At 45.7% G+C, this 25,949-nt stretch carries 22 protein-coding genes; 18 read left to right on the top strand and 4 right to left on the bottom strand.

Annotated features, from left to right (window positions below; genetic code table 11):
* Window positions 1-100 precede the first annotated feature (100 nt).
* From MKY92_RS08990 to MKY92_RS09030, 9 genes are all read left to right on the top strand, one after another.
* The gene (locus MKY92_RS08990; RefSeq protein WP_339300308.1) at window positions 101-1,762 is read left to right on the top strand and encodes a trypsin-like peptidase domain-containing protein; all 1,662 of its coding nucleotides are present in this window, start codon (window positions 101-103) and stop codon (window positions 1,760-1,762) included.
* Between the two features lie 176 nt (window positions 1,763-1,938).
* On the top strand, window positions 1,939-2,628 hold the full coding sequence (locus tag MKY92_RS08995; protein ID WP_091014684.1) for a response regulator transcription factor: 690 nt from the start codon (window positions 1,939-1,941) through the stop codon (window positions 2,626-2,628).
* A gap of 1 nt (window position 2,629) precedes the next feature.
* Window positions 2,630-4,090 carry a HAMP domain-containing sensor histidine kinase gene (locus MKY92_RS09000; RefSeq protein ID WP_339300309.1) on the top strand — a complete coding sequence of 487 codons (1,461 nt, stop codon included), beginning with the start codon at window positions 2,630-2,632 and terminating at the stop codon, window positions 4,088-4,090.
* A 67-nt stretch (window positions 4,091-4,157) separates the two neighbouring features.
* Window positions 4,158-5,111: a 4-hydroxy-3-methylbut-2-enyl diphosphate reductase gene (locus tag MKY92_RS09005; protein WP_145319760.1), complete on the top strand. Its 954-nt coding sequence runs from the start codon at window positions 4,158-4,160 to the stop codon at window positions 5,109-5,111.
* A 291-nt stretch (window positions 5,112-5,402) separates the two neighbouring features.
* A complete protein-coding gene (gene aroF / locus MKY92_RS09010; RefSeq protein WP_036610039.1) occupies window positions 5,403-6,467 on the top strand; it encodes a 3-deoxy-7-phosphoheptulonate synthase in 1,065 nt (354 codons plus the stop codon).
* Window positions 6,468-6,880: 413 nt separating this feature from the next.
* The gene (gene glnA, locus MKY92_RS09015) at window positions 6,881-8,305 is read left to right on the top strand and encodes a type I glutamate--ammonia ligase (RefSeq protein ID WP_074094318.1); all 1,425 of its coding nucleotides are present in this window, start codon (window positions 6,881-6,883) and stop codon (window positions 8,303-8,305) included.
* 362 nt (window positions 8,306-8,667) lie between these two features.
* Window positions 8,668-9,756: a 3-phosphoserine/phosphohydroxythreonine transaminase gene (serC, locus tag MKY92_RS09020; RefSeq protein WP_253432862.1), complete on the top strand. Its 1,089-nt coding sequence runs from the start codon at window positions 8,668-8,670 to the stop codon at window positions 9,754-9,756.
* Window positions 9,757-9,893: 137 nt separating this feature from the next.
* Window positions 9,894-10,361: a tRNA (uridine(34)/cytosine(34)/5-carboxymethylaminomethyluridine(34)-2'-O)-methyltransferase TrmL gene (gene trmL, locus MKY92_RS09025; protein ID WP_076209167.1), complete on the top strand. Its 468-nt coding sequence runs from the start codon at window positions 9,894-9,896 to the stop codon at window positions 10,359-10,361.
* A 167-nt stretch (window positions 10,362-10,528) separates the two neighbouring features.
* Entirely contained in the window at window positions 10,529-10,783 is a 255-nt protein-coding gene (locus tag MKY92_RS09030; RefSeq protein WP_036610032.1) for an AbrB/MazE/SpoVT family DNA-binding domain-containing protein, read from the top strand.
* Between the two features lie 100 nt (window positions 10,784-10,883).
* Here the strand turns inward: MKY92_RS09030 and MKY92_RS09035 are convergent, their stop codons facing one another.
* A complete protein-coding gene (locus MKY92_RS09035; protein ID WP_339300310.1) occupies window positions 10,884-11,801 on the bottom strand; it encodes a serine hydrolase in 918 nt (305 codons plus the stop codon).
* A 472-nt stretch (window positions 11,802-12,273) separates the two neighbouring features.
* Here MKY92_RS09035 and MKY92_RS09040 point away from each other — a divergent pair, with 472 nt between their 5' ends.
* From MKY92_RS09040 to MKY92_RS09065, 6 genes are all read left to right on the top strand, one after another.
* Window positions 12,274-13,038, top strand: coding sequence for an alpha/beta hydrolase family protein (locus tag MKY92_RS09040; RefSeq protein ID WP_036669834.1), 765 nt, complete (start codon window positions 12,274-12,276; stop codon window positions 13,036-13,038).
* An 11-nt stretch (window positions 13,039-13,049) separates the two neighbouring features.
* Window positions 13,050-14,009 carry an ABC transporter permease subunit gene (locus tag MKY92_RS09045; RefSeq protein ID WP_017689585.1) on the top strand — a complete coding sequence of 320 codons (960 nt, stop codon included), beginning with the start codon at window positions 13,050-13,052 and terminating at the stop codon, window positions 14,007-14,009.
* A gap of 18 nt (window positions 14,010-14,027) precedes the next feature.
* Window positions 14,028-14,930, top strand: coding sequence for a carbohydrate ABC transporter permease (locus MKY92_RS09050; RefSeq protein WP_036610027.1), 903 nt, complete (start codon window positions 14,028-14,030; stop codon window positions 14,928-14,930).
* A 53-nt stretch (window positions 14,931-14,983) separates the two neighbouring features.
* Window positions 14,984-16,579, top strand: coding sequence for an ABC transporter substrate-binding protein (locus tag MKY92_RS09055; RefSeq protein WP_307538221.1), 1,596 nt, complete (start codon window positions 14,984-14,986; stop codon window positions 16,577-16,579).
* 98 nt (window positions 16,580-16,677) lie between these two features.
* Window positions 16,678-18,843: a beta-glucosidase BglX gene (gene bglX, locus MKY92_RS09060; RefSeq protein WP_339300311.1), complete on the top strand. Its 2,166-nt coding sequence runs from the start codon at window positions 16,678-16,680 to the stop codon at window positions 18,841-18,843.
* Between the two features lie 77 nt (window positions 18,844-18,920).
* The gene (locus MKY92_RS09065; RefSeq protein WP_253507053.1) at window positions 18,921-19,937 is read left to right on the top strand and encodes a LacI family DNA-binding transcriptional regulator; all 1,017 of its coding nucleotides are present in this window, start codon (window positions 18,921-18,923) and stop codon (window positions 19,935-19,937) included.
* Window positions 19,938-20,235: 298 nt separating this feature from the next.
* Here MKY92_RS09065 and MKY92_RS09070 read toward each other — a convergent pair whose 3' ends face one another.
* Both MKY92_RS09070 and MKY92_RS09075 read right to left on the bottom strand, forming a co-directional pair.
* Window positions 20,236-21,300, bottom strand: coding sequence for a phosphodiester glycosidase family protein (locus MKY92_RS09070; RefSeq protein WP_339300312.1), 1,065 nt, complete (start codon window positions 21,298-21,300; stop codon window positions 20,236-20,238).
* Window positions 21,297-21,707, bottom strand: a complete 411-nt coding sequence (locus MKY92_RS09075; protein WP_339300314.1) for a hypothetical protein — start codon at window positions 21,705-21,707, stop codon at window positions 21,297-21,299. Before MKY92_RS09075 ends, MKY92_RS09070 begins: the two co-directional genes overlap by 4 nt.
* A gap of 439 nt (window positions 21,708-22,146) precedes the next feature.
* Here MKY92_RS09075 and MKY92_RS09080 point away from each other — a divergent pair, with 439 nt between their 5' ends.
* From MKY92_RS09080 to MKY92_RS09090, 3 genes are all read left to right on the top strand, one after another.
* Complete coding sequence (locus tag MKY92_RS09080; protein WP_017689577.1) at window positions 22,147-22,803, top strand: response regulator transcription factor; 657 nt, start codon at window positions 22,147-22,149, stop codon at window positions 22,801-22,803.
* Window positions 22,804-22,939: 136 nt separating this feature from the next.
* Window positions 22,940-24,163 (top strand): PLP-dependent aminotransferase family protein, encoded by a 1,224-nt coding sequence (locus MKY92_RS09085; RefSeq protein WP_036610015.1) that lies wholly within the window; start codon window positions 22,940-22,942, stop codon window positions 24,161-24,163.
* Between the two features lie 190 nt (window positions 24,164-24,353).
* Window positions 24,354-24,980 (top strand): FMN-dependent NADH-azoreductase, encoded by a 627-nt coding sequence (locus MKY92_RS09090; protein WP_339300315.1) that lies wholly within the window; start codon window positions 24,354-24,356, stop codon window positions 24,978-24,980.
* Window positions 24,981-25,093: 113 nt separating this feature from the next.
* Here the strand turns inward: MKY92_RS09090 and MKY92_RS09095 are convergent, their stop codons facing one another.
* Window positions 25,094-25,939, bottom strand: coding sequence for a DUF2161 family putative PD-(D/E)XK-type phosphodiesterase (locus MKY92_RS09095; protein ID WP_339300316.1), 846 nt, complete (start codon window positions 25,937-25,939; stop codon window positions 25,094-25,096).
* Window positions 25,940-25,949: the final 10 nt, after the last annotated feature.

Genomic DNA, 25,949 nt, shown 5'->3' on the forward strand with positions numbered 1-25,949 from the left:
CCTTTTTAATTGTTTTTAAGGTACGGTTAAGGTTTAAAGTACAAAATAAGAACAGTTAAAGAATATCTCTTGGGAATAAGAGATTGGGAGGTAGAGAGGCATGGACGAACGCAACTATAGATCGAACCGTCAAGACGAGGAAAACGAAGCCAAACAAATGGAGAACCGCAATTCTTCCGGAACGGACGAATCCTCCTATTATTATTCTTATGGACCTTTTCAGTCCGTGAATCAGGAAGATACAGCAAATCACATGGGAAGCAATAATCAGCGTGAAGAAGGAAATGTAGAGATTACAAAACCTGATCCGGTGAGGCCCGTACCTACTTACTATAATAGCGAATCATCCGAACAAGCGAAAAGATCATCAGGCGGTGGAAACGCCTCAGGCAACGGTGGAGATCAAGGGAATGGCGGCAAAGGCAATTGGAACTATAATAACCGCAAGCCGCGTTCTTCCGTAAGATCACTTCTATTTTCCTTTATTGCCGGTATGCTGGTCATCACTGTTCTCATGTACACCGCTGATAGAACAAACATGTTCACACCGGAGACGGCACTTACGAACACGGACAATCAAAGTTCAGGACAGGAAGCATCCACAAACACAGGCGGAGGTAACAATGTCACAGCGTCGTTACTGCCAACAGGCAAAGAAGATGTGTCTTCCGTAGTAACAAGTACAAGTCCTGCTGTCGTTAAAATTGAAACACTCGCGAAGCAATCTTCACGTACAGGATTGGGTCAGGGTGGATCCAATACAAGCGATCCGCTGTACCAATACTTCTTTGGTAATGGCGGCGGAACGGAAGGCAATCAAGGCCAAAGCCAGCAACCACAAAGCAGTAATCAGCTTGTGCCTATGGGCATTGGTTCCGGGTTCATTTTTGACAAAGAAGGATATATCCTGACGAATCAACACGTTGTTCAGGGTGCAGACGTAATCCAGGTAACCCTGGAGAACAACAGCAAGCCTTATGAAGCGAAACTGCTGGGAAGCAGCTTTGATCTGGATCTGGCTGTATTGAAAATTGAGAAAAACAGTGGTGACGATGCGTTCCCTGTAGCTCCACTGGGTGATTCCAATAGTACTCAAGTCGGTGAGTGGCTTGTAGCTATCGGTAACCCTGAAGGGTTCGAACACACGGTTACAGCAGGTGTACTGAGTGCCAAAGAACGTACGATCAGCATTCCAGATGAAGAAACAGGAAAAACACGTGAGTACAGCCATTTGCTGCAAACCGATGCTTCGATTAATCCGGGTAACTCCGGTGGTCCGTTGCTTAACCTGAATGGGGAAGTTATCGGAATGAACGTTGCAGTAAGCGCAGATGCACAGGGGATTGGTTTTGCAATCCCGTCGAGCGTCATCTCTGAAGCCGTTAAATATCTTAAAGAGGACAAAGAAGTTCCCAAAGAGCCAGTACCCTTTATCGGTGCATCTCTGATGGCTCTCACGCCTGAAGTTGCTAAACAAATGGGAACAGACGTTACCGAAGGTTCAGTTGTAGCCAGCACGATCTTCCAATCACCGGCTTACCAAGCAGATCTTCGTGCATATGACATCATCACAGGTGCCAACGGTACGCCTTACGCCACAAGTCAAGATCTAATTGATTTTATCAAGAAACAGGAAATCGGCAGTGAAGTGACATTAAACGTGGTGCGTGACGGTAAGAAAATGGATCTGAAAATCAAAATCGGCAACAAAAATGATTTTGATACTTCCCAAACAACAGGTACACAACAGCAGCAACCATAATATCGGGCAAGGATTTACAGAACGGAAGGGTTTGAAGGCCCTTCCGTTTTTTTTGCCCTGATGGAGCAAGGTTACAATGGACCAGGACGGATTGGAGACCCCCTACTTGAAGATGCAGATTGTGCTTCTGCCTGTTACAATGGGATAAAACGTTAGGATAAAGGAGAAAGACCACCATGCGCTCAACTATTTTGATTGTGGATGATGACGAAAAAATTGTATCCATGCTCCGCCGGGGGCTGGCTTTTGAAGGATATGAGGTACAGACGGCTTCCAATGGAGCTGAAGGCCTCAGCAAACTGATGGACAAGGAGCCGGACATCGTTGTGCTGGATGTGATGATGCCGCAGATTGACGGATTTGAGGTATGTCGCAGATTGAGAGAAGCAGGCAGCAAAGTGCCTGTGCTGATGCTGACGGCCAAGGATGAAGTACAGAGCCGGGTGACCGGACTGGACACGGGAGCCGATGACTACCTTGTAAAACCTTTTGCGCTGGAAGAATTATTGGCACGTGTCCGTGCATTGCTGCGCCGCAAGTCTGATAGTGGAGGTACGCCGGACAACCGCTTAATGTATGAAGATATCATTTTGGACAATGACTCACGTGAAGTATTGCGAGATGGGCAGCGTCTGGAGCTGACTGCCAAAGAATTCGAACTGTTGAATCTGTTCATGCAAAATCCAAGACGGGTACTGTCCCGTGATCTGATTATGGATAAAATCTGGGGTTATGATTACAGCGGTGAGTCTAACGTGCTTGAAGTGTACATTGCCATGCTCAGACAGAAGACCGAAGAATACGGTGGCAAGCGTCTAATCCAGACCATCCGGGGAGCCGGCTATATTCTGAGAGGTGACTCTTAATATGTCCATTCGGTTAAGACTAACCGCATGGTATTCTGGCATTTTGGCGGCTGTTCTGATCTTTTGGGGCGTTGTAATCTATGCCTTTGTTTATTTTAACTCCTATCAGGAAGTCGAACAGCAATTGAAGGTGAAGAGTACCCGGATTACGGAACAGATTGGTGTTAATCCTCTTTCACAGTCGCTGGATCTGGACCCATTTACAGAGAGTCAGCTGCAGGAGGCACAAATCTATATTCAACTCTGGGATTATCAGAGTCGTTCTGGCAGAATTTCCGGTAATATGGAGAAATTGCAGATTCAGTTTCCGGTATTAAAAGCCAATGAAATTCTTGAAAAGCGTGGCATATCCAAGATCTATGTGGACGGTACACCGTTTCTGGTGAATCAGCTTCCTCTTTCTCTTCAGGGGACCAATGAAGTACGTGGAATTCTCCAGGTTGGTGCGAATGTAAGTTCACAGGAGCGCTTGCTGGAAGCGTTACTTAATATTTTGGTTTTTGGCTGGCTGGTGGCTATGGCATTGGCTATAACCTCAGGTCTCGTTCTGGCCCGGAAGTCGATGCGTCCGCTCGTGAATGTCATTGATGCCGCGAACCAGATTCAATCGGGAGATGACTTAAGTGTACGTATTCAATATGCAGGGCCTAAGGATGAGATCGGGCGTCTGATTGAAACGGTGAATAATATGCTTGAACGTACAGAACTGTCATTCCGTGGTTTGGAGGAGACGAATGCTGCCCAGCGCCGCTTTGTATCCGATGCATCGCATGAACTGCGTACACCGCTGACCACTATACGGGGGAACGTGGACTTCCTGAAGAAGTTATGGGATCAGGAGGGAACCGACCGACCGAATCTGGATGAGGAGACCGTCAAACAAATGTCGCTGGAAGCCATTGAAGACATGGCGGACGAGGGGAAACGTATGAGCAGGCTGATCAGCGACATGTTATCGCTGGCGAGAGCGGATACGGGTCAGAAAATTGAATTGAACCCGATCCCGCTGCAGATTCTCGTACAGGAAGTGGCACGCAGAGCACAATTTCTGGATCGTCAGGCAGACTGGCTTCCAGGAGACTTTTCCATCCTGAACGGCATTTATGTGAACGGTAGCAAGGACTATCTGCAACAAATGCTGTTTATTTTCATCGAAAATGCGTTTAAATACACACCTGAAGGCTCTGTGACGCTGGATGCCGTATTATACAAGGGACAGGTGGGACTACGCATCAGCGACACCGGTATTGGAATGGATCGGGACGAAGTGCCTTTCATATTTGATCGCTTCTATCGGGCAGATGAATCCCGCGGGGCTACACCAGGCATAGGTCTGGGACTTTCGATTGCGAAGTGGATTATTGAGGAACACCATGGATCGGTTGAGGTTGTGACCAGACGTGGAGAAGGAACCACATTTATTATCTGGTTGCCGGTTGTCTTTGCTCCGCCTATCGAATAAAGGTATAATATACAGGACTGCAATTACATCGGCAACGTTGCCGAGAAAGAAAGCGGGTGGCAACCAAGTGGAAGTACTACGAATTTCGCCGCGGGGATATTGTTACGGCGTTGTGGATGCGATGGTGCTCGCGCGTCAAGCGGCACGCAATCTGGATTTACCACGACCTATTTATATATTGGGTATGATTGTGCATAACCAACATGTGACGGATTCCTTTGAAGATGAAGGTATTATTACATTGGATGGTCCGAACCGGATGGATATTTTGAGCCAAGTGGAGAGTGGCACGATTATTTTCACAGCTCATGGTGTATCTCCTGAAGTGCGTAAGCTGGCACGGGATAAAGGATTGACAACAGTGGATGCAACATGCCCTGATGTGACCAAGACACATGATCTCATTCGCGAAAAGACAGCAGAAGGTTATCAGATTATTTATATTGGTAAAAGGAATCATCCTGAACCAGAAGGTGCTGTTGGCGTTGCGCCAGACCTCGTTCACCTGATCGAGAAGGAAGAAGAGATCGATGGACTGAACGTTCCTTCAGGCAAAATCCTCATTACGAATCAGACAACGATGAGCCAGTGGGATATCAAACACATTATGAGTCGTCTGCTGGAGAAATTCCCGGGCGCAGAAATTCATAATGAAATATGCCTGGCTACTCAGGTTCGTCAGGAAGCTGTCGCGGAACAGGCAGGTCAAGCGGACTTAGTTATCGTGGTGGGTGATCCTCGCAGCAATAACTCTAACCGTCTGGCACAAGTGTCGGAGGAGATTGCGGGTGTTACGGCCTACCGTGTATCCGATGTTTCCGAGATTCAGCAAGAATGGCTGAAAGGTGTAAATAAGGTGGCGGTTACTTCGGGTGCATCAACACCAACACCGATCACGAAGGAAGTTATCCTTTACCTGGAGCAGTATGAACATGACAAGCCGGAGACGTGGGAAATCAAACGTACCGTGAACATGAGCAAACTGCTGCCTCCAGTTAGAGAAAAAACACGTACACCTTAGGGCACAGCTAATGTAAAAGTAATCTAAGTGTGTGTGAATTGCAAACGAGACGTGAATGAGAAGAATCCTGTTACGCAGATATCCGAATGTCGGAGCCTGTGGGGCAGGATTCTTTTTGTATATGGATAAGGAATGTGTACCTTGACGCAATAAGAGAACTATGGTATATTCACTTTAACGGATAAAAGCTTAAAAGCGAACAAGCGTTTAAGCGCGACAGGATTTTTATGTTTAATCAGACGCACGTTAAGAAATGATTGTGCTCTCATACAAGGAAGGATGGGAATTAATATGATCGTTATTGCAGGCAAGGCTACACCGGAGGAACAGATTCAGGATATCGTTGCAGTTATTGAAAAAGAAGGGCTTCAGGTGCATATCTCTCGCGGAGAGGATCGTACTATCATTGGTTTGATTGGTAAAGTTGAACCTAAAATGCAAGAGCATCTTCGCCAAATGAAAGGTGTAGAGAATGTCGTGAAAATCTCGAAGTCCTACAAATTGGCAAGCCGCGACTTCCATCCGGAAGATACGGTGATCTCCATCAAAGGTGTAGATATCGGCGGAAAAGAACTTGTTGTCATGGGCGGACCATGTGCGGTTGAATCCGCTGCACAGATTGATGAGATTGCAGGGCTTGTGAAAGCTGCTGGTGGGCAAGTGTTACGTGGTGGTGCATTTAAGCCTCGTACGGGTCCTTACAGCTTCCAGGGAACGGGTGTAGAAGGATTGATCATGATGGCTGAAGCAGGCAAGAAACATGATCTGCTGACCATTACAGAAGTCATGACACCTGAGTATGTGGATATTTGCGCCGAGTACGCAGATATTCTGCAAGTAGGTACACGTAACATGCAGAACTTTGACCTGCTCCGCAAATTGGGTGAGTGTGGCAAACCGGTATTGTTGAAACGTGGCTTCAGTGCGACATACGATGAGTTGTTAAATGCGGCTGAATACATTCTTGCGGGTGGTAACCCAAATGTCATGCTGTGTGAGCGTGGTATTCGTACGTTTGAATCCTACACACGGAATACGCTGGATCTGTCAGCGATCCCTGTTCTACAGTCTCTGAGCCATTTGCCGGTTATATCTGACCCGAGCCATGGTACTGGACGACGTGAACTGGTGGAACCGATGACAAAAGCTTCCGTTGCTGCGGGTGCCAATGGCTTGATCATTGAAATGCATACCGATCCGGATAACTCCATGACAGGAGATGGTGTGCAATCCTTGTTCCCTGATCAATTCGCTAACCTGTTGCAGGATCTGGAGAAATTGGCACCAATCGTGGGTAAATCATTCAGCACAGCCAAACAACCAGCTGAATTTTTCCCGGCACGTGTAGGCGTGTAATAAGAATTTCATAATCAAGGTCTGGATCATCATCCGGGCATCTCATCTGGTCTCGTTCATTGCGACGGAATCAGATAGATGCTCGGTTTTTTGCATATTTTGCAGTTTTGAACGTATTTATTAATCAATGGTGATAAGAAACATTTATGATGTGAAGTTTTTCCCATGATTTAGGATAAAAAAGGGGTCGCTTTACCGCATTAAACCAGTTAAATGTATATGAATTTAGTTGTTATATGAATTTAGGTTATTTATAAAATGTGAGTATATCTAACATACCTTCAAAAAATACCTTACATAAGTATTGACGATGTCATGTTTTAAAATTTATAATGACGACAGAAAAAAATTCGAATTTAGACATTTTCTTAGTGGGGTTGTTTAATGTTCGGAATATTTGGGAGGACGAATACATGTCGGTTGAAAACGTATTGAAATCAATTCAAGAGAACAACATCGAGTGGGTAGATTTTCGTTTTGTAGATTTAGCTGGTCGTGCACATCACATCTCGTTGCCAGCTTCGGCTGTTGATGCAGACACGTTCGTAAATGGAGTAGCTTTTGACGGTTCTTCTATCCAAGGTTTCCGCGGAATTGAAGAGTCAGATATGGTTATGATGCCAGACCCTGAAGCGACTTATGTCGATCCGTTCACTGCACACCCTACATTGAATGTTATGTGTGATATCTTCACTCCGGATGGCGAGCGTTATGAGCGTGACCCACGTAGCATCGCTGTTAAAGCAGAAGCTTATTTGCAAGAGAGCGGTGTAGGTACAGCGGCATTCTTCGCACCTGAATCCGAGTTCTTCATCTTCGACGATGTACGTTATGAGAGCGGCACGAACAGCTCTTCCTACTATGTAGATTCCGAGGAAGCTTCATGGAACACCAACCGCAAAGAAGAAGGCGGAAACCTGGGCTTCAAAGTTCGCACTAAAGGTGGATATGTTCCAGTAGCGCCAGTGGATACACAACAAGATATTCGTAGCGAAATGTGTCGCCTTTTGGAAGAAGCGGGCCTTTCGATCGAGCGTCATCACCATGAAGTGGCGACAGCGGGACAAGCTGAAATCAACTTCCGTTTTGATACACTGAAGAAAACAGCAGATAACCTGCTTGCATACAAATACATCGTGCACAACACTGCACGTCAATATGGTAAAGTAGCAACATTCATGCCTAAACCATTGTTCGGTGATAATGGTAGCGGAATGCACGTTCACCAATCCATCTTTGATGGCGATTCCCCATTGTTCTATGACAAAGCGGGATATGCTAACCTGAGTGAAATGGCTCTGCACTACATCGGAGGTATCCTGTACCATGCTCCGGCACTGATCGCTTTGACTAACCCTAGTACAAACTCATTCAAACGTCTTGTACCTGGTTACGAAGCACCAGTAAACCTGGTTTATTCCAAGGGTAACCGTTCCGCAGCAGTTCGTATTCCGGTTGCAGCTGTGACACCAAAAGGTTGTCGTATCGAGTTCCGTACACCAGACTCCACAGCTAACCCATACTTGGCATTCTCCGCAATGTTGATGGCTGGTCTGGATGGAATCAAACGCAAAATCAATCCAACTGAGCTTGGATATGGTCCGCTCGATAAAAACATCTATGACCTGTCTGATGCAGATAAAGAAAACATCCGCAGTGTGCCAGCTTCCCTCGAAGAAGCACTTGATGCATTGGCAGCTGATAACGAGTTCTTGACTGAAGGCGGCGTATTCACAAAAGAATTCATTGAAAACTACATCAACCTCAAACGTGATGAAGCGAAAGCAGTAGCGATCCGCATTCATCCGCACGAGTACAGCCTCTACTTCGACTGCTAATCGGTCGGGGTCGGAACAGTTCTTGTTCCAACTTAAAGCCTCCGGGACACGCTCTCGGAGGCTTTTCCTTGAATTAAACAATGTAGTGCTTTAACTTTGCAGGGTGATAAAGGAATTTGATGACCTGAATTCAACACTTCAGTGCATATTGCCCTTGAAGCAGATAGAGAATACTGATATCATAGCGATAATATTTACTTTGAGTGCATTTTGCACAAATCCATAGAGCGACTTCCAATAGGTAAGATATAGATCGAAATGATTCAATTCGTCTATATCTTATACCCGTGAGCGATTCTAATCGAATTGTGGAAAATGCTGTTTGTATGTCAGAGTTACGGATGGAAAGGGCGGGGGATTTTGTGACAAAAAGAGCGTATAACTTTAATGCAGGACCTGCGGCGTTACCACTTGAGGTACTGGAGCGTGCACAGGCGGAATTTGTAGATTTTCGTAATACAGGCATGTCGATTATGGAGATGTCTCACCGTGGAGCGGTGTATGAGTCTGTACATAATGAAGCTCAGGAGCGGTTGTTGTCGCTTCTAGGCAATCCAAAAGGATACAAGGTTCTCTTTCTGCAGGGCGGTGCAAGCACTCAGTTCGCGATGTTACCAATGAACCTGCTCGGTGCAGGGCAGACTGCAAGTTACGTGATGACTGGCAGCTGGGCCAAAAAGGCTCTGTCTGAGGCGAAGTTGATTGGCGAGACACATGTTGCTGCATCTTCAGAAGCAGAGAAGTTTATGAAATTACCGGATGTTTCGAATCTGAGTTTGCCAGAACGTACGGCTTATGTACATCTGACTTCCAACGAAACGATCGAAGGTACGCAATTCAAGTCGTTCCCGGATACCGGTTCAGTACCTCTGATTGCGGATATGTCTAGTGATATTTTCTGTAAACCATTTGACCTTAATCAGTTCGGCATGATCTACGCGGGTGCGCAGAAGAACCTGGGTCCATCCGGAATTACGGTTGTAATTGCCCGTGAGGAACTGGTGAGCGAATCGCCTAAAACGATTCCAACCATGCTTCGTTACAGCACACATGTAGATAACAATTCCCTGTACAATACGCCGCCATCCTTCTCGGTATATATGGTGAATGAAGTATTGAAATGGATTGAAGAACAGGGCGGATTGGCTGGTATTGAGCAAAAAAATACGAAAAAAGCGGAATTGCTCTATAACACAATTGATGCTTCCGGCGATTTCTACCGTGGTTGTGTGGAACCAGAAGATCGTTCCCTCATGAATGTAACCTTCCGTCTTGCTTCTGAGGAACTGGAGAAAAAGTTCATCAAGGCATCGGAGGAAGAAGGATTTGTAGGTCTGAAAGGACATCGCAGTGTGGGTGGTCTCCGTGCCTCCATTTATAATGCTGCTCCTTATGAGAGTGTTAAGGCACTGACAGACTTCATGAGCCACTTCCAGAAGACAAATGGATAATTAGTAGAGGCACGGTGTGATGGACCTTCGTGTCTTATCCTGTGCATTACCAGAGCCTTCCACATTGACGTGTGGAGGGCTTTTCTTTAAGATTAGAGGGTTGTCGTCAACATGAAATGAAAGGAGATTGAACATATATGGCTTTACACATCGTTCTGGTTGAACCAGAAATCCCGGCGAACACAGGCAATATTTCGCGTACTTGTGCGGCAACCGGTACCCATCTGCATCTCGTACGTCCACTTGGATTTCGAACAGATGATGCTACATTGAAGCGTGCAGGGCTGGACTACTGGCATGCTGTTCATATTGAATACCACGACTCATTCGCTGAGGTTCAGGAAAAATTTCCGGAAGGTCGTTTCTTCTACGCAACTACGAAGGCGAAAAACCGATACAGTGATTTTAATTTCCAGGATGGAGATTTCCTCGTTTTTGGTAAAGAGACTAAAGGCCTGCCACCTGAATTAATTGCTGCGAATCCCGATACATGTATGAAAATGCCAATGACTGGTGACGTTAGATCATTAAATCTATCCAATTCGGCAGCAATTATTGTATATGAAGCGTTGCGCCAGCTCAATTTCCCGGGGTTAGAAGGATAAATTCAGGTTATAAATGACGGCTAGAATTCGGAAAAAAAACATTTTTCAAAAAAAAGGACAAAAAATGTTTATTTCCAGCAGGATTCGACAAAATCTTGGCGAATCTATAAACATAGTACAAATGTACCTAGAAATTTAGAGTAAGATAGGAGAGGTGTGCCGTAGCTATGAAGCCAGCTGGAGTAGTTCGCAAAGTTGACCAATTAGGTAGGATCGTATTGCCTAAATCTTTGCGTAAAAGGTATCAAATGAATGAGGGAGATCCTGTAGAAATCTTAGTACAAGGGGACCATATTATCTTGGAGAGATATCGTCCAAAATGTATTTTCTGCGGATCCATCGAGGAAGTCAACGAGTTCAAAGAGCGTTACATATGCGCACAATGTTTAGATGAAATGACTCAGCTTCCACAGCACGGATAAGAAATAACGTCATGGGGTCCATTGACCCCGTGGCGTTTTTTTTGTTTTATTCTCAATCGGGTGACATAATTGCAAATTGAAATAAGATAAAATACGTAGACTAACGCTGGGTGTAAAGGGGTAAAACCTCATTCCAAACGGCATTCAGGATGCCTTGCATATTTTCTTCCTCACTGTTAATACATATGATAGCTTCCTTAGAGGGAATTACAATACACAATTGACCATAGGCTCCATCGGCACGGTAAGCGCCATGAGAACACATCCAGAACTGGTACCCGTAACCTTTTCCCCAATCTCCGTCTCCAGTCGTTTCGATCTGCTGGGACGTAGCCTGTCTGATCCAATCCGCAGGTACAAGCTGTGTGCCTTCCCAAAGGCCCTCCTGCAGCAGTAACTGTCCAAATCGACTCAGTTCCTCATTGCTTATCCAAAGACCTGCACAGCCAAGTGTTACCCCGAGTGGAGAGGTTTCCCACTCTACTTCATGGATGCCAAGCGGATCAAATAACCGTGGAGTCAGGTAATCTTTCACGGTTTGGCCGGTAGCAGCCTGTAGCATGGCTGAGATCATAAATGTATCCCCGCTGCTATATGTAAATTGTTCTCCAGGTATCCGGTCCAGAGGCAGCGACATGTAATATTTCGCCCAGTCCTTTTCAGTCAATGAAGCTCGTTCATCAGCCCAAAGAGGGGGAGAGTCATGGCCCGAAGACATTCGGAGAAGATCACGCAATTTTAATTCTTGCGGTGATGGGAGTTTGTGCTGTGCAACGGGTACATGATCATAAGAGAAATAATCACCAAGTGTCGCATCCAGATGTAACAAACCTTCTTCAAGCGCAAGACCAACGGCCATACACGTGAAGGATTTACTGATGGAATGTTGTACCCTGCGCTGGTCCTTATCCCGGTCCCAATGGGCAAGCAGATGCCCTTTTTGTAATATGCGAATGGAAAAAACATTCAATTGTTGCTCCGTAATCGTATGAATGAAACCTTTGAGTTGATCAGACATATTAACCTCCCTAATATCAGGTGAAACCTGAGTAAAATCGGTTGGTGAAACGTTTCCGTAATTCGAATGCAAAATCAGAACCCATGTTAGTATAAACCTGGTTTGGTGTCAATTAAAGTTGTAATAGTACTGACTAAATTTTCATTTTTTCGTAATAATAGTGTCTTTGGACGCAAATTTATACTTGAAAAAGCATTTTTTCGAGAAAAAAACGCGAAATTTGTAAAAAGGTTATTGACAGAATTTACTCATCGGGCTTATGATTTATTCGAAACGATTCGAAGAAATCGCTTCCACATTAAAAGTGTTGTAATGAAGTCCATGTGGATCAACGTTGGCTATGTTTTGAAACGATTCGAGAAAATCGTTTCGATAACCCATCGTAATACAAGGGAATCTACAACAGCCTGCAATCCAACGCCAGAGAAACGAATGAGTAAAGACAGCAGGCGATGATGAGAGGGGTTACATTATGGCACATATAACGATCGAAACTGGATCGCCAACCTTATGCATGAATACCAGCATACATGTTGTGTCCAGTGACTCCGGAGAGACTTCAGGCGGTACACTATATCTGTTGCACGGGGCAGGCGATAATGCGAGTACCTGGCAGCGATTAACCACAATTGAGATGTATGCAGCGCAATATGGCTGTACGATCATTATGCCGGAAGCGAATCGAAGCTATTACACCGATATGGAATACGGCCTGAATTACTTCCACTACATCACTCAGGAATTACCTGAAATATGCAAGCGTCTGCTCAATCTGAATCCTGATCCGGAGAAAACATACGTCGCCGGTTTATCCATGGGTGGATATGGTGCACTGAAATGTGGACTAACTTATCCAGAGCGCTATCGCAAAGTAGTGTCCCTATCCGGCGTAACGGATATCCAGACACGACTTCATGATCCCCATATGCCAGCGACCATGATCAAGGAAATGAAAGCGGTTTTTGGAGAACGTTTACAGGTAAAAGCCGATCAGGATATTTACGCACTGTCGGCCAAGCTGCTGGAACAGGGTGTTCCTTTACCGGATATCCTCAGTTGCTGTGGCGATAGTGACCCCTTCGTAGAGATGAATCGCGACTATGCGAGATACATGCAGGGGACTGCCTTTGATTTTCGGTATGTGGAGACGCCGGGGGCTCATGAATGGAGATTTTGGGAGCACCACCTGAGAACGATGTTTGATTTTCTGTACAACGACAAGACCATAGTAGAGTGAGGAGATGCAATGTGAAACCTGCAGCCGAAGGACCTAGCAAAAAGCTGAAGGGAAACGTGAAGGGCAATTCGCTCTGGACTGAAATCTGGAAGCACCGAATGACATACACCCTGCTTATTCCGGGGCTTGTCTGGCTAATTCTGTTTGCCTACATGCCGATGGGTGGCCTGTCTCTGGCATTCAAAGATTACAAGGCCAACCTGGGCATCTGGGGAAGTCCATGGAGCGGATTCGAGAACTTCAAATATGTTTTCCGTGATCCAACCTTTATCGACGCAGTATGGCGTACGCTGTACATCAATATTCTGAAACTGATTATTCAGTTCCCGTTCCCGATCATTCTGGCGCTGTTGCTGAATGAATTGCGGATGCGTAGAGGAAAAAAATTGTTCCAAACCGTTCTTACGTTCCCGCACTTCCTGTCCTGGATCATCGTATCCGGGGTAGTCATCAATGTGCTGGCATATGACGGACTGGTAAACAGTGCGCTCGGACTACTCGGATTGCCAACGATTAACTTCCTGGGGTCTGAATCCAACTTTGTACCCATGTTGCTGTTGACTGATATTTGGAAATCAAGTGGATGGGGCGCGATTATATTCTTGGCTGCCATTTCCGGTATTGATCAGGATCAGTATGAATCAGCACAGATTGACGGGGCATCCCGTATGCAACAGATGTTCAAAATTACTTTACCGAACATCCTTCCAACCATCACAATCATGTTTATTCTCTCGGTTGGTGGATTGATGTCTTCCGGATTTGACCAGATCTTCAACTTGGCAAATGCCGCTACCAAAAATGTATCGGAAGTACTCGATGTATATATCTATCGGATTACGTTCCAGTCATCTACCGATTTCTCATTCTCGACAGCGGTCAGCTTGTTCCGTTCCCTGGTGAATATGGCCTTGCTGCTTCTTGCTGACAGATTTGCCAAGTGGCTTGGCGGAGACGGTTTGTTCCGATAAGAAAGGAGGAAAAATGAGATGAGCAAGAAAGCTAACAAAAAACCGAGAATTGGTACAGAAAAAATGACACTTCTCGATTACATTATTTTTGCCGTATTACTAGTGCTTGCCCTGATGATCCTGATTCCGTTCTGGAATGTCATCATGATCTCGTTTGCAACACAAAAAGAATATGCTGACAATCCATTTTTGATGTTCCCTAAAGAATGGACATTGGATTCCTACAAGGCATTGTTCGCTGACGGAACGATTCTGACGGGGTACAAAAATACAATTATATTGCTAGTCATCGGCTTGCCACTCAGCTTGTTCCTGACAACAAGCATGGCATATGGCCTTAGTCGCAACAAATTTCCGTTTAAGAAATTTCTCTTTTTCCTGGTATTGTTCACCATGATCTTTAATGGTGGTATCGTGCCGCTGTACCTGATCATGAAATCACTTCATCTTACAGGTACGCTGTGGTCCGTTATCCTGGCGGGAAGCTTCAGTGCGTTTAACATGATTCTGATGATGAACTATTTCTACACCTTGCCTGAATCACTCATGGAATCGGCGAGACTGGATGGAGCCGGAGAGTGGAGAATTTTGTTCTCTGTTGTTCTTCCGCTGGCTACACCAATTATGGCTACAATCACGTTATTCTACGGTGTGGCTTACTGGAACAGTTGGTATGATGCGATGATATTCCTTCGAAAAGCGGATCAGTTACCGCTCCAGAATGTACTCCGAAATATTATCGTGACATCTACGACGAATGCATCCAATGCATCCAGTGTGGATGCTGCCCAGGCAAGCAACTTCTCAATGGGCATGAAGATGGCGGCTGTATTTGTCACCATGGTACCAATTATGTGTTTCTTCCCAATGCTGCAAAAACACTTTGCCAAAGGGGTATTAACAGGGGCAATCAAGACCTGATATACGTATAGGATTTTTCAATAAAATTCTACTAAAAAACATGGGGGTAAAACATGAAAACGAACAAAAAGTTGTCAGTAAGAGCTCTCTTTGCCATCACGCTTAGTGTAGTTATGCTGATGGTGACCGCTTGTTCCAGCCAAGGAGCTTCAGGTGGTAACGAAAAAGATGCAGAGGGAAATTACAAAGACAACCTGACCATCTCTGTAGCTAACCTGACAGAAATCAAAAACGGGAACCTGGATAATGACTTCCACAAGTTCTGGACAGACAAATTTAATGTAACTTGGGACTACAACTATATCGATTGGGATTCATGGGGCGAGAAACTTCGTCTGTGGATCAACTCTGGCGACTTGCCGGATGTAGCGGTATGGAACTACGTACATGGCGATGCCATTAACAGCATTGAACAAGGTTTGTTCTACAAATTCCCGGATGACTGGAAAGAACGCTGGCCTAACGTGGCAGCAGCTTACAATTTGACGGGTCTTGGAGACAAGTTGGAAGAATTGACAGGTGGAACATATGTCCTGCCTAGACCAATCTATTTCGAGAACAAACCAGCTGACCCACTCACGAACCAAATTGGTGTCATTGCGCTTCGTAAAGACTGGGCTGAAGCAGTTGGTTTTGAACTGAAAGATGCTTATACAACAACCGAATTGAATGAATATGCTGCGCTAGTGAAAGAAAAAGATCCAGGCAAAGTGGGTAACAAACTTGTACCTCTGTCCTACAATGCGGCAGATGCCATGACAAACATGATTATGCCAAACAGTGTGCATGCCATGACTGACTCTCCGTTCTACAAAGGTGAAGATGGCCAATTCCACTGGGGACCAGCAGATCCTGAAACGCTGACAGGACTTAAATTGATGCAAAAAGCCTATAAAGATGGACTGCTCAATCCTGAGTTCTACACATGGAAAAACAATGAAGGTCAAAACAACTTCAAAGTAACCGGTACAGCTGCTGTAACAAGTCTGGGCGGACTGGCTTCGTACAGACAAGGTCTGGATTCCGATATGAAAAAAAATCTGGGTGTAGATAGTGATGAACTGGTACACACAGCAATCGTAGTGGGCGATGACGGGAAATACCGTAACATGGAGCAAGCCAACTTCTGGTCTGCATTGATCTTCAATCCAGACATTAGTGACGAGAAATTCGAACGGATCATGGATCTGATCGATTACTCCGCAACAAAAGAAGGACAGTTGCTCATCAACATGGGCTTTGAAGGAAAAGATTGGAAATATGATGAAAACAACGAACTCGTTAGCTTGTTGCCAGAAGGAACGGTATTGGAAGATAAATATCCAGCACGTTTCGAAGGTCTGTATCTGCTCGGTGACGACTTCAGTGTTGTAAACCCTGCAATCAAAAAAGATTACCGTGATAGAGCCGTGAAATTGTTCGAAGAAAAAGCAAAACTTGGTACAGAAGGCAAATCGCTTGCACCATACGATTGGGATGTCAACCTGTACGATTCCAAAGCTAAGAGTCAGGCTTCATTCGACTACCAGAATGAATATGCCAACTTGATCCTCAAAAACGGAGATCTAGAGGCAAACTGGAAAGAATGGGTAAACAGTAAAATGTCCCTGGTTCAACCTTATCTGGATGAGCTAAACGATAAATTCTAGTAATCATTCAGTCATTAATTTTGAACCCGGTGCGCGGTCTCTCCCCGAACGCAGCCGGGTTCTTTATTTCAACAACTTGTAGTGGAGGATACGATCAGATGAATAACGAGCAATTGTTAGACCTGGTAAAACAGATGACGTTGGAGGAAAAAACAGCTCAGCTTCTTCAGTTGACTGCCAACTTCTATGAAGGAACAAATGTCGAAGGCCAGATCACAGGGCCGATGGAAGAGATGGGAATTACGGAGCAGTCCGTGGATGCCAGTGGGTCCATTCTGGGGTTGTCCGGTGCGCAGGCCATCATTGATGTACAGCAAGCTTATATGAAAAAAAGCCGTCTGGGGATTCCGCTTTTGTTTATGGCTGACGTCGTTCATGGATTCAAAACCATTTTCCCGATTCCACTCGCGATCGGTTGTTCATGGGACACAGAACTGGCTGAGAAAAGTGCTGAAATTGCAGCACGTGAATCAGCTGTATCCGGTTTGCATGTTACCTTTGCACCGATGGTGGATCTGGTTCGTGACCCGCGCTGGGGCCGTGTGATGGAAACAACAGGAGAAGATCCTTATCTGAACAGTTTGTTTGCGGCTGCGTTTGTACGTGGATATCAGGGCGATAGCTTGAAGGATGAGCCAGATCGTCTTGCAGCCTGTGTTAAACACTTTGCGGCGTATGGAGCGGCTGAGGGTGGTCGGGATTACAATACGGTGGACATGTCTGAGCGTAACCTGCGTGAGTACTATTTGCCAGCGTACAAAGCAGCATTGGATGCGGGCGTGGAAATGGTTATGACTTCGTTCAATACGGTTGACGGTATTCCGGCAAGTGGCAATGAGAAGTTAATGCGCGGCATTTTGCGTGATGAATGGGGCTTTGATGGTGTATTAATCTCGGATTGGGCTTCCATTCGCGAGATGATTGCGCATGGTGCTGCAGAAGATGATCGTGAAGCGGCATATCGTGCCATTCGCGCAGGAGTAGATATGGAGATGATGACACCTTGTTATGTGCATCATTTGCCTGAACTGATTGAGAGTGGTGAAGTGGATGAGAAGCTCATTGATGAAGCCGTTCTGCGAATTCTGCAACTGAAAGAAAAGCTGGGATTGTTCGACAATCCGCTGCGTGCAGCCGATCCTGAACGTGAACGTGAGATTGTATTCTCCAAAGAGCATCGTCAGGTATCGTATGAACTGGCAACCAAATCGGCTGTCTTGTTGAAAAATGATGGCAATGTGCTTCCACTTCAACCTGACGCTAATGTAGCCCTTATTGGCCCATTTGCACAGAGTCCTGATATTCTGGGCTGGTGGTCCTGTGAAGGAGTTAAGGAAGATGCAGTTAAGTTGGGAACAGCTCTGCAAGAACGCCTGACGGGTGGGAAAGTTCAATTTGCTCAAGGCAGTAATGTTCATACGATTACAGCTGAGCAGATTGCCGAAGCCCTTGAAGTGGCAAGCAAAGCAGATCTGATTGTCCTTGCTCTTGGTGAAGACTCCGAGATGAGTGGAGAAGGTGGCTCACGCACGGATATTCGTCTGCCAGCAGCCCAATTGGAATTGATTAAACAGCTCAAAGCAGCGGGAAAACCTATTGCGAGCGTTATCTTCAACGGCCGTCCATTGGATCTGCATGGTGTAATCGATGAATCGGATGCTGTTCTTGAAGCCTGGTTCCCGGGTAGTGAAGGCGGAGCCGCGATTGCAGATGTTCTGACAGGTGTGGTGAATCCATCTGCACGTCTGACGATGTCCTTCCCGCAGTCCGTAGGTCAGATTCCGGTCTATTACAACCATTTCAATACAGGTCGTCCACTGAACCCGGAGAAGACAGAAGAACGTTATGTCTCCAAGTACATTGACAGCCCGAATGAACCTTTGCTTCCGTTCGGTTATGGTCTCTCCTACACTTCTTTCTCTTATGGTGATCTTGAAGTGTCGAGTAACGAGATGACTGCCGAAGAGTCCCTGAGCATTCAAGTACGTGTAACAAACACGGGTGAGCGCGCAGGCGTGGAGACCGTTCAGTTGTACGTTCGTGATGTAACGGGTGAAGTCGTTCGTCCTATGCGTGAGCTGAAAGGATATGTGAAGCTTGCACTGGCGCCAGGCGAGAGTGGTACAGCCACGTTTACGTTAAATGAAGAACAGCTTCGTTATCACCATTCCGACTTAAGCTACCGCAGTGATCGAGGCGAGTTCCATATTCTTGTGGGTGCAAACAGCCGGGATACTCAGAAGAAATCATTCAGACTTGTTTAATCCGGTGAATGGAAAGAGTAATGTGTCAGGCCTTTTGTTATGGAAGGCCTGATGAACATAACAGGGGAGCGAAGAATGTGGTCAGTATCAAGGATATCGCCAAACAGGCGGGAGTTTCCATCTCTACTGTGTCATATGCGCTGAATGGCAGCAACAAAGTGACCGATGAGACGAGTTCCAAAATTTTGGCCATTGCCAAAGAACTGAACTATGTTCCAAATGCCGCAGCAAGAACACTGAAGAAGAGGGAATCCAAAATTCTAGGTGTATTCTTGACCGATTTTAGAGGAGATGTGTATGGAGACTTGCTGAGTGGCATGAAAGCCGTATGTAATGCTCAAGGTTATGACCTGATCGTGTGCAGTGGTAAACAATCCCATCGCATGCTTCCAGAGAGGATGATTGATGGTGCAATCATTCTGGATCATACGTTTGCAAGTGAGGAACTAATGCAGTATGCCGATCGTGGGCACAAAATCGTTGTATTGGACCGTGAGATGGATCATCCCAACATTAATCAGGTTCTGCTGGATAATAAGGCCGGGGCGACACTTGCGATGGAACATCTGATTGAACAGGGACATAAGAAAATCTACGTGGTGACAGGACCGGAAGGTTCGTTTGACTCTGTGCAGCGGTTAAAGGCTGTGAGACAGGTTGCGGAACGTGAAGCCGATGTGGAATGGATTGAGATCACGGGAGATTTTGAGAAGAGTGGTGGAGAACAAGCCGCAGATCAGATTGTGCAGGTGTATGATGGACCCGCAGCGGTATTCTGCCTCAATGATGAGATGGCTATTGGCTTGTGTGATCGTCTGGCAGACAGTGCACTTGGCGTTGGTCAGGAGATTGATGTCATCGGATTCGACAATATTGAATTGAGCAAGTACGTCCAGCCGAGATTGGCAAGCATTGATTATTCCAAGCGCAAGTGGGGATCGCTTGCTGCTGAACAATTGATCAAAATTATTGCTGGAGAACCCGTTGATCATGAGCGAATTTATGTGACATTAGTTGAGGGTGGATCGGTGAGTGGGCCTATTCCGTCTGATTCGGTTATATCTATGCGGAATGACCGGGCGGTTAGCTATTGATCCCGAATACAGCAAGAGACAAGGCTTAGAAGAATCGAATCATTCTTTTAAGCCTTGTCTCTTGCTATTTCGAGGATGAAGCAATAGAAAAAGCCTCTCCGGAGAGAGGCTTGGCCTTTACAAGCCTTTTGTTTTGTCATTGTTGTAGGATGAAGTGAGAATGCCTGTAATGAAGAGAGTCAATACGATTGCAATAATCCAGAATGTCAGTGAAAATGACATACCCTTCGCACCTCCTGCACAAGCTCATTTTCTTCTATTATAACCATTATAGGTAGAAAAGAAATGCTTCACCCTATTATTTGTAAAATAAAAAGTGTGTGGGCACCGGTCTGAGGTTGCCATCTGAAGGGTTATTCACAACCCGATTATTCAGAATAAGCGAGGATGATCCACCGCCATCCAGATTATAGGCGTTGATCACCCCAAGCTTGTACAACCGCCCTTGCAACTCTTCAAGGGTAGCACCGGAACTTCCGCCCTCATTATATCCGTCGACCACAATGATTAATAACTGATCATCCTTATAATTGCCAATGACTGTACGTGGTGCTCGTTTGGGTGATACCTTCCACTTGTCGGGAATTGCGGTTTTACGTCCATTCTGTAGCAGCACGGGTACAAACGTAGCCCCAAATTGTGGTTGCAGGCGATCCAGTGAGTTTTTGTCGAAGAACTTGCCTCCAACCAGTTTGCCGGCATCGTTAAGTCCTACAAAAAACAGATCTTTGAAACTGGCCTGAAAACCGTTCACGTATTTCCCGTCCATGACGGTTGTGCTAAGTGGATAACGTTTGCCGCCACTGTCAGCAAATCCACCTGCGTTAATCCCGGCAATTGCACCGTTACGCTTCACAGCCTGCATGGTCGTCTCAGAACGCCCAGGTTCACTGTCTAGAGCCATCTGCATGGCTGTAGGGTCTTTTAGCTTGATCTTCATGGCATAGCCCTTATAGCTGCCAGGATTCACTCTGTACATTTCAATCGTTAGCCGGTCACTGTCTACCCGTTCAAATGGAACGCCAAGCTTGGATGAAATCCGTTTGTTGTAGATCATTTCCGGACGATCCGCCTGGGTGGAAGCCTTCTGCACAAGTGTAGACATCGTACTTGTTGTTTTATTATAGAGCTGTGTCGTTCTTTTAATAGAAGAAGAAGTCTGGACAGCAGCATCTTTTGCCCCCGCAAGCTCTTGGCTAATTGCTTGGGTCCGGGGTGTAATCGTATCCTCTGACAGTTCGGTAGGCATCAAACCTCCGGGTTCAAGTGGAGGACGAAACAGCAGCAGGCATAATATCAATCCAACAAAAGGAGCGAGTGCAAGCATAAAAAAACGATTAACCTGTTTGACGGGTGTAATCATTTGAGCAGGTCCATCTTTTTCTGGAGTGTCTCCAGTTGTTTTTTGACTTCGCTCAGCTGGGTATACAGTTTGTTGCTGTTATCCGTTTTGTCACTTGCATTATCCTTGGTGAAATTCAGCAATTCATTGAAGGATTGAACCTGTCCCTGCAGGTCTTCTACTTCCTTTGATATCGTTGTTAGCTGATTTTCATAGTCGGTTTTGAGTGCTGCAATCTGCTGCTGATTATGGGCTTGAAGCTGGTTAATCATCTGTTGCTGGAGATGGTTACTATAATAGTAGGTTCCAACGACTCCTAGTGCAATGAGAACAATCCACATTACCAGAAACAGCCTGATTGAAGATCCAGCCTTGCCTTTGGCGCTCCGGGTGTGATGGATGTCAGAGGATGGGGCAGATAATTTCATATCATCACTCCTGGTCATTAATAGGTACAAAAAAATTTCCAGTCCTCATTCTATCATGCCCCTATTGATTACGCAAAAATGAAATTCTTTACTTAATAGAGTAAAAAGAGATTGCATCGGAAGGAAGTCCTAGGATACAATTTCTTATAGATGCAATAAGTAGGAACTTTGGGCAGGTTTTTCGACTTTTTTAGATAGAGATGCAGGAAATTTATACTATATTTTGACCTTTCCGGGGATGGAAAGATGGACGTCATGGTGTTTTTATAACAAAATACAGTGAAAATAGAGCTTTTTTATCGGCTTCCTCCTGTATTTTTCTGTTTTTCGACATAATCCGACCTATGCTTCTTCTATACTCGGATTGTCGCATAGACGATGAAATCATCATGACAGAATTTAAAAGTTATTTGTCCAATACATAACAGGGGGAACAACAATGAAAAAAGTATGGCAGGTGGTCATCATAGATATCCACCCCACCAGCATGCTCGGTACAAAATTGATTTTGGAAGAGCAGCAAGATCTGACGGTACGTGGCATGACTTCGACCGGAACAGAAGGGCTCGATCTGGTGAATATTCACCAGCCTGATCTGATTCTGATGGATTATCGTCTTCCGGAGGGTCAGGCAGATCAATATATTGCCCAGATGAAGAATCTGTCAGCGCACAGTCACATCATTATTTTGACGGATGAAGACAATGTGAAGCTGTTTCGTCATCTGATGAGCCTTGGTGCAAGCGGTATGTTATCCAAACAGGCTTCCCCTAGCCAGCTGATTCATCTGATCTCTGGGTTGCGTGAGGGCCATGTGTCCATTCCATTGTCGTGGTTAAACAGTGCGGAGTGGGCGCAACCTGTGGAGTCTCCGACAGAAGCACGTGTCATTGAATTAACAGAAACCGAAACTTTTATCATGGAAAGAATTGTTCAGGGTGTAACCTATGATAAAATAGCGAATGAGATCAACGTTAGCAGACGTTCCATTGATAATTACCTGCGTAAAATATACGTGAAGCTGGAAGTAAGCAGTAGAGCACAGGCCATTGAACGTTATGCCTTGCATGCAAGACAAGTGAAGACGGGATCCTGACGAAACAGGTTTGTTCTTCCCATGATCACAACAGTTCTGTATGCATCCGGTCATATTCGATGGCGAGCAGGAATAGGTTGTAGGGCTGCGGACTGCGAGTACAGTTTCGGAATAGGGATGAAAGGGGAACGGATCGATGAAATATTTCTTTGCTTCCCGTACCAACAGGCTTTTGTCATCACCACTGAGGGATATACGTGAGATGTCTGGCAGGGATTATTTCATTTCTCTGGCAGAAGAATTGCCTGCGGAGGAGTTGTTTCCTTTCAAATTGTTGGAAGAAGCAGCGGTATCTGTCTTTAGTTCAGGCCCCTCCGCATTGCAATATGGAGAGCCAGCAGGTTACACACCCCTAAGAGAGTGGTTGAACAAAGACTGGAATGCACGCAAAGGCATACGAACGGTACCCGAGCAGATTCTGTTGACCACTGGTACCCAGCAGGCCATCGATCTGGTGATGCGTCTATTGCTTGAGCCAGGAGATTCTGTACTGGTTGAACATCCCACATCTCCAGGCTGTCTTGAGGTTCTGGAGATGCAAGGAGCCAAGATTGTGCCCGTAATGGGTGACCGGGACGGCATACTGCCAGACCTTTTGGAGCATCACATGCAGCAGGTTAGACCGAAGCTGCTTTTTGCTGCACCCAGTTTCTCGAATCCGACCGGTGCTTTGTGGAGTATGGAGCGGCGGGAGGCTGTCCTTGAACTGTGTTCGCGCTATGGTGTACTGCTTGTGGAAGATGATTCTTACGGAGAGCTCCATTTCGATGGCCTTGAGCCAACGGAATTCTATCGTAAATATCCCTCACTCTTTGCACTGGATACTGCCGATCAGGGTGGACATGTTCTCTACATTGGTTCGTTCAGCAAAACGGTAGCGCCCGCTCTTCGAACCGGATGGGCCGCTGGACATCCTGCGCTGATTCAGGCAATGGCCTCGGTTAAACGAATTGCAGATGGTCAGTCCAGTCCGATGAATCAGCGGCTGTTGTATCAATTGCTTGCTCATTCCCCTTTTCGTTGGAGTGATCACCTATCCATGTTGAATCGGGAGTATAAGACAAGACTCAAACTGATGCTTGAACTGTTGAAAAGACCTGGCTGGAAAGGGTGTCAGTACAATATCCCTGAGGGCGGAATGTATCTGTGGGTACAGTTGCCTGAAGGATTGGATAGTGGCGCTCTGCTTAAGGCGGCTTTGCCCAAAGGTGTATCTTTTCTTCCTGGATCACTATGCTCCACAGGTGTACAGGATCAACGTTACATCCGGTTGAACTTTAGCCATCCGGGCCGGGATGAATTGCTGCTTGGCATGAACCTGATCAGTGAAGCCATTTCCGAATTTACGGCTCGTAGCTAAGTCGGATCAAAATAGATTTTGTAGCAAAAATTAAAATGGGTTCATGACCAAAGTGATTACGTTATTGCATCCACTAACATTTTTATATATAATATGAATTAATGAGTTGTTGGTTTCTTTATATAAGCTACAATGGTGGCCGGTTCAGAAAATGCACTCATATATTTTATCTAACGGGGGAAAATTCAACATGTCTAATATTTTATTTGTTAAAGCAAATGACCGTCCTGCAGATCAAGCAGTCAGCGTTAAATTGTACGATGCATTCTTGAGCGCATACAAAGAGTCTCACCCAGGTGACACAGTTACTGAGTTGGATCTCTACAATACAGAATTCCCATTCTATGGTAACACTGCTATCACAGGTACTTACAAAGCAGCTAACGGTTTTGAACTGACAGCTGACGAGCAAAAAGCAGCTTCACTTGCAGCACAATTGCAAGATCAATTCCTCGCAGCTGACAAAGTTGTATTTGCATTCCCACTGTGGAACTTCACTGTTCCAGCTCCATTGGTAAACTACATTGCTTACCTGAGCCAAGCTGGTAAAACATTCAAATACACTGCTGAAGGTCCTGTAGGACTTGCTGGCGACAAAAAAGTAGCTTTGCTTAACGCACGTGGTGGCGTATATTCCGAAGGCCCAATGGCAGCTGCTGAGATGTCCCTGAACTTCCTGAAAACAGTTCTCGGCTTGTGGGGCATTCAAAACCCAGAAGTGGTTATCGTTGAAGGACATAACGCTTCTGCAGATCGTGCTGAAGAAATCGTTACTTCAGGTCTGAAATTGGCTTCCGAAGTAGCCGTAAAATTCTAATAGCAATCATTTATATAGAACACATCAAAACACCTGTAGTCTCCAGTGGAGATTACAGGTGTTTTTTTTGCATTCTCATTTTTTCGTATCCGTTACTTTCAGATGATTCAGAATCAGGTCTTGCCTGTATTTTTCAAATACTGCTCCGCTGTTTCAGCGATGTATGCAAGGTCGTCCTTATTTTCACCAGATACAGAATACGTTACATCCAGTTCATTAATGGTCCGTTCAATCATATCATTATCCTCAAGCATGTGTGCATGCTCGGTTAACGCCTGTACTCCCTTAATCGTCAAAATATATTTTCCACGGGAGAGGCGTTCAAACCAGCCATAATAATTTTTTTGCAGAATCGCTGCTGCAGAACCTACGCCTGTCTGTCTGGCAAGGTTGGCCGGAGAGGCTTCTCCGTTCGTCCGTAGAGCGGATGCAACACGTAAAGCCTTCTCACGATATGCTGTGACCAGCTGTCTTCGTGTGCTGCCTCCCGTATTGTAGTCTCCGCTGCGTTCGTCGAATTCCTTGAGCAATCGTTTCCGCCGAACACCGCTTTTGCGGGCAACTTGATTGGCGCTAGTAAGGGGCGTCTGGGTGGAAGGATCGCACAGTACATCAATCAAGGGGGCTTTGGTTTTGTAAAATGTGACAGTCAGTAGCCCCAGACCAAGTTGTCTGCATAGTGCAGTCAGTTCGCTCCAGCGTTGGTTCACGGCTCCGCGTTTACTACGATTGCGTTCGACGGCCAGATACACGAACGGGCTAAGCTTCAAGCGCTGCATGCCCTGCAATAACAGGGAGAGGTTAAATGTTTTTTTCATCTCCACGATGAGTGGTTCGTCCTGGTCCGATCTGACCCCTACGAGGTCACAATGTCTGACTTCCGCCTTGACGTCGAAGCCACGCTGCTCGAAGAAAGCCTTCACAGGCGAATATAATTCGGTTTCGTATTTCACTGCCATCGTCCGTGCT

This window comes from Paenibacillus sp. FSL R5-0623 (genome assembly GCF_037974265.1).
Taxonomy (GTDB): Bacteria; Bacillota; Bacilli; order Paenibacillales; family Paenibacillaceae; genus Paenibacillus.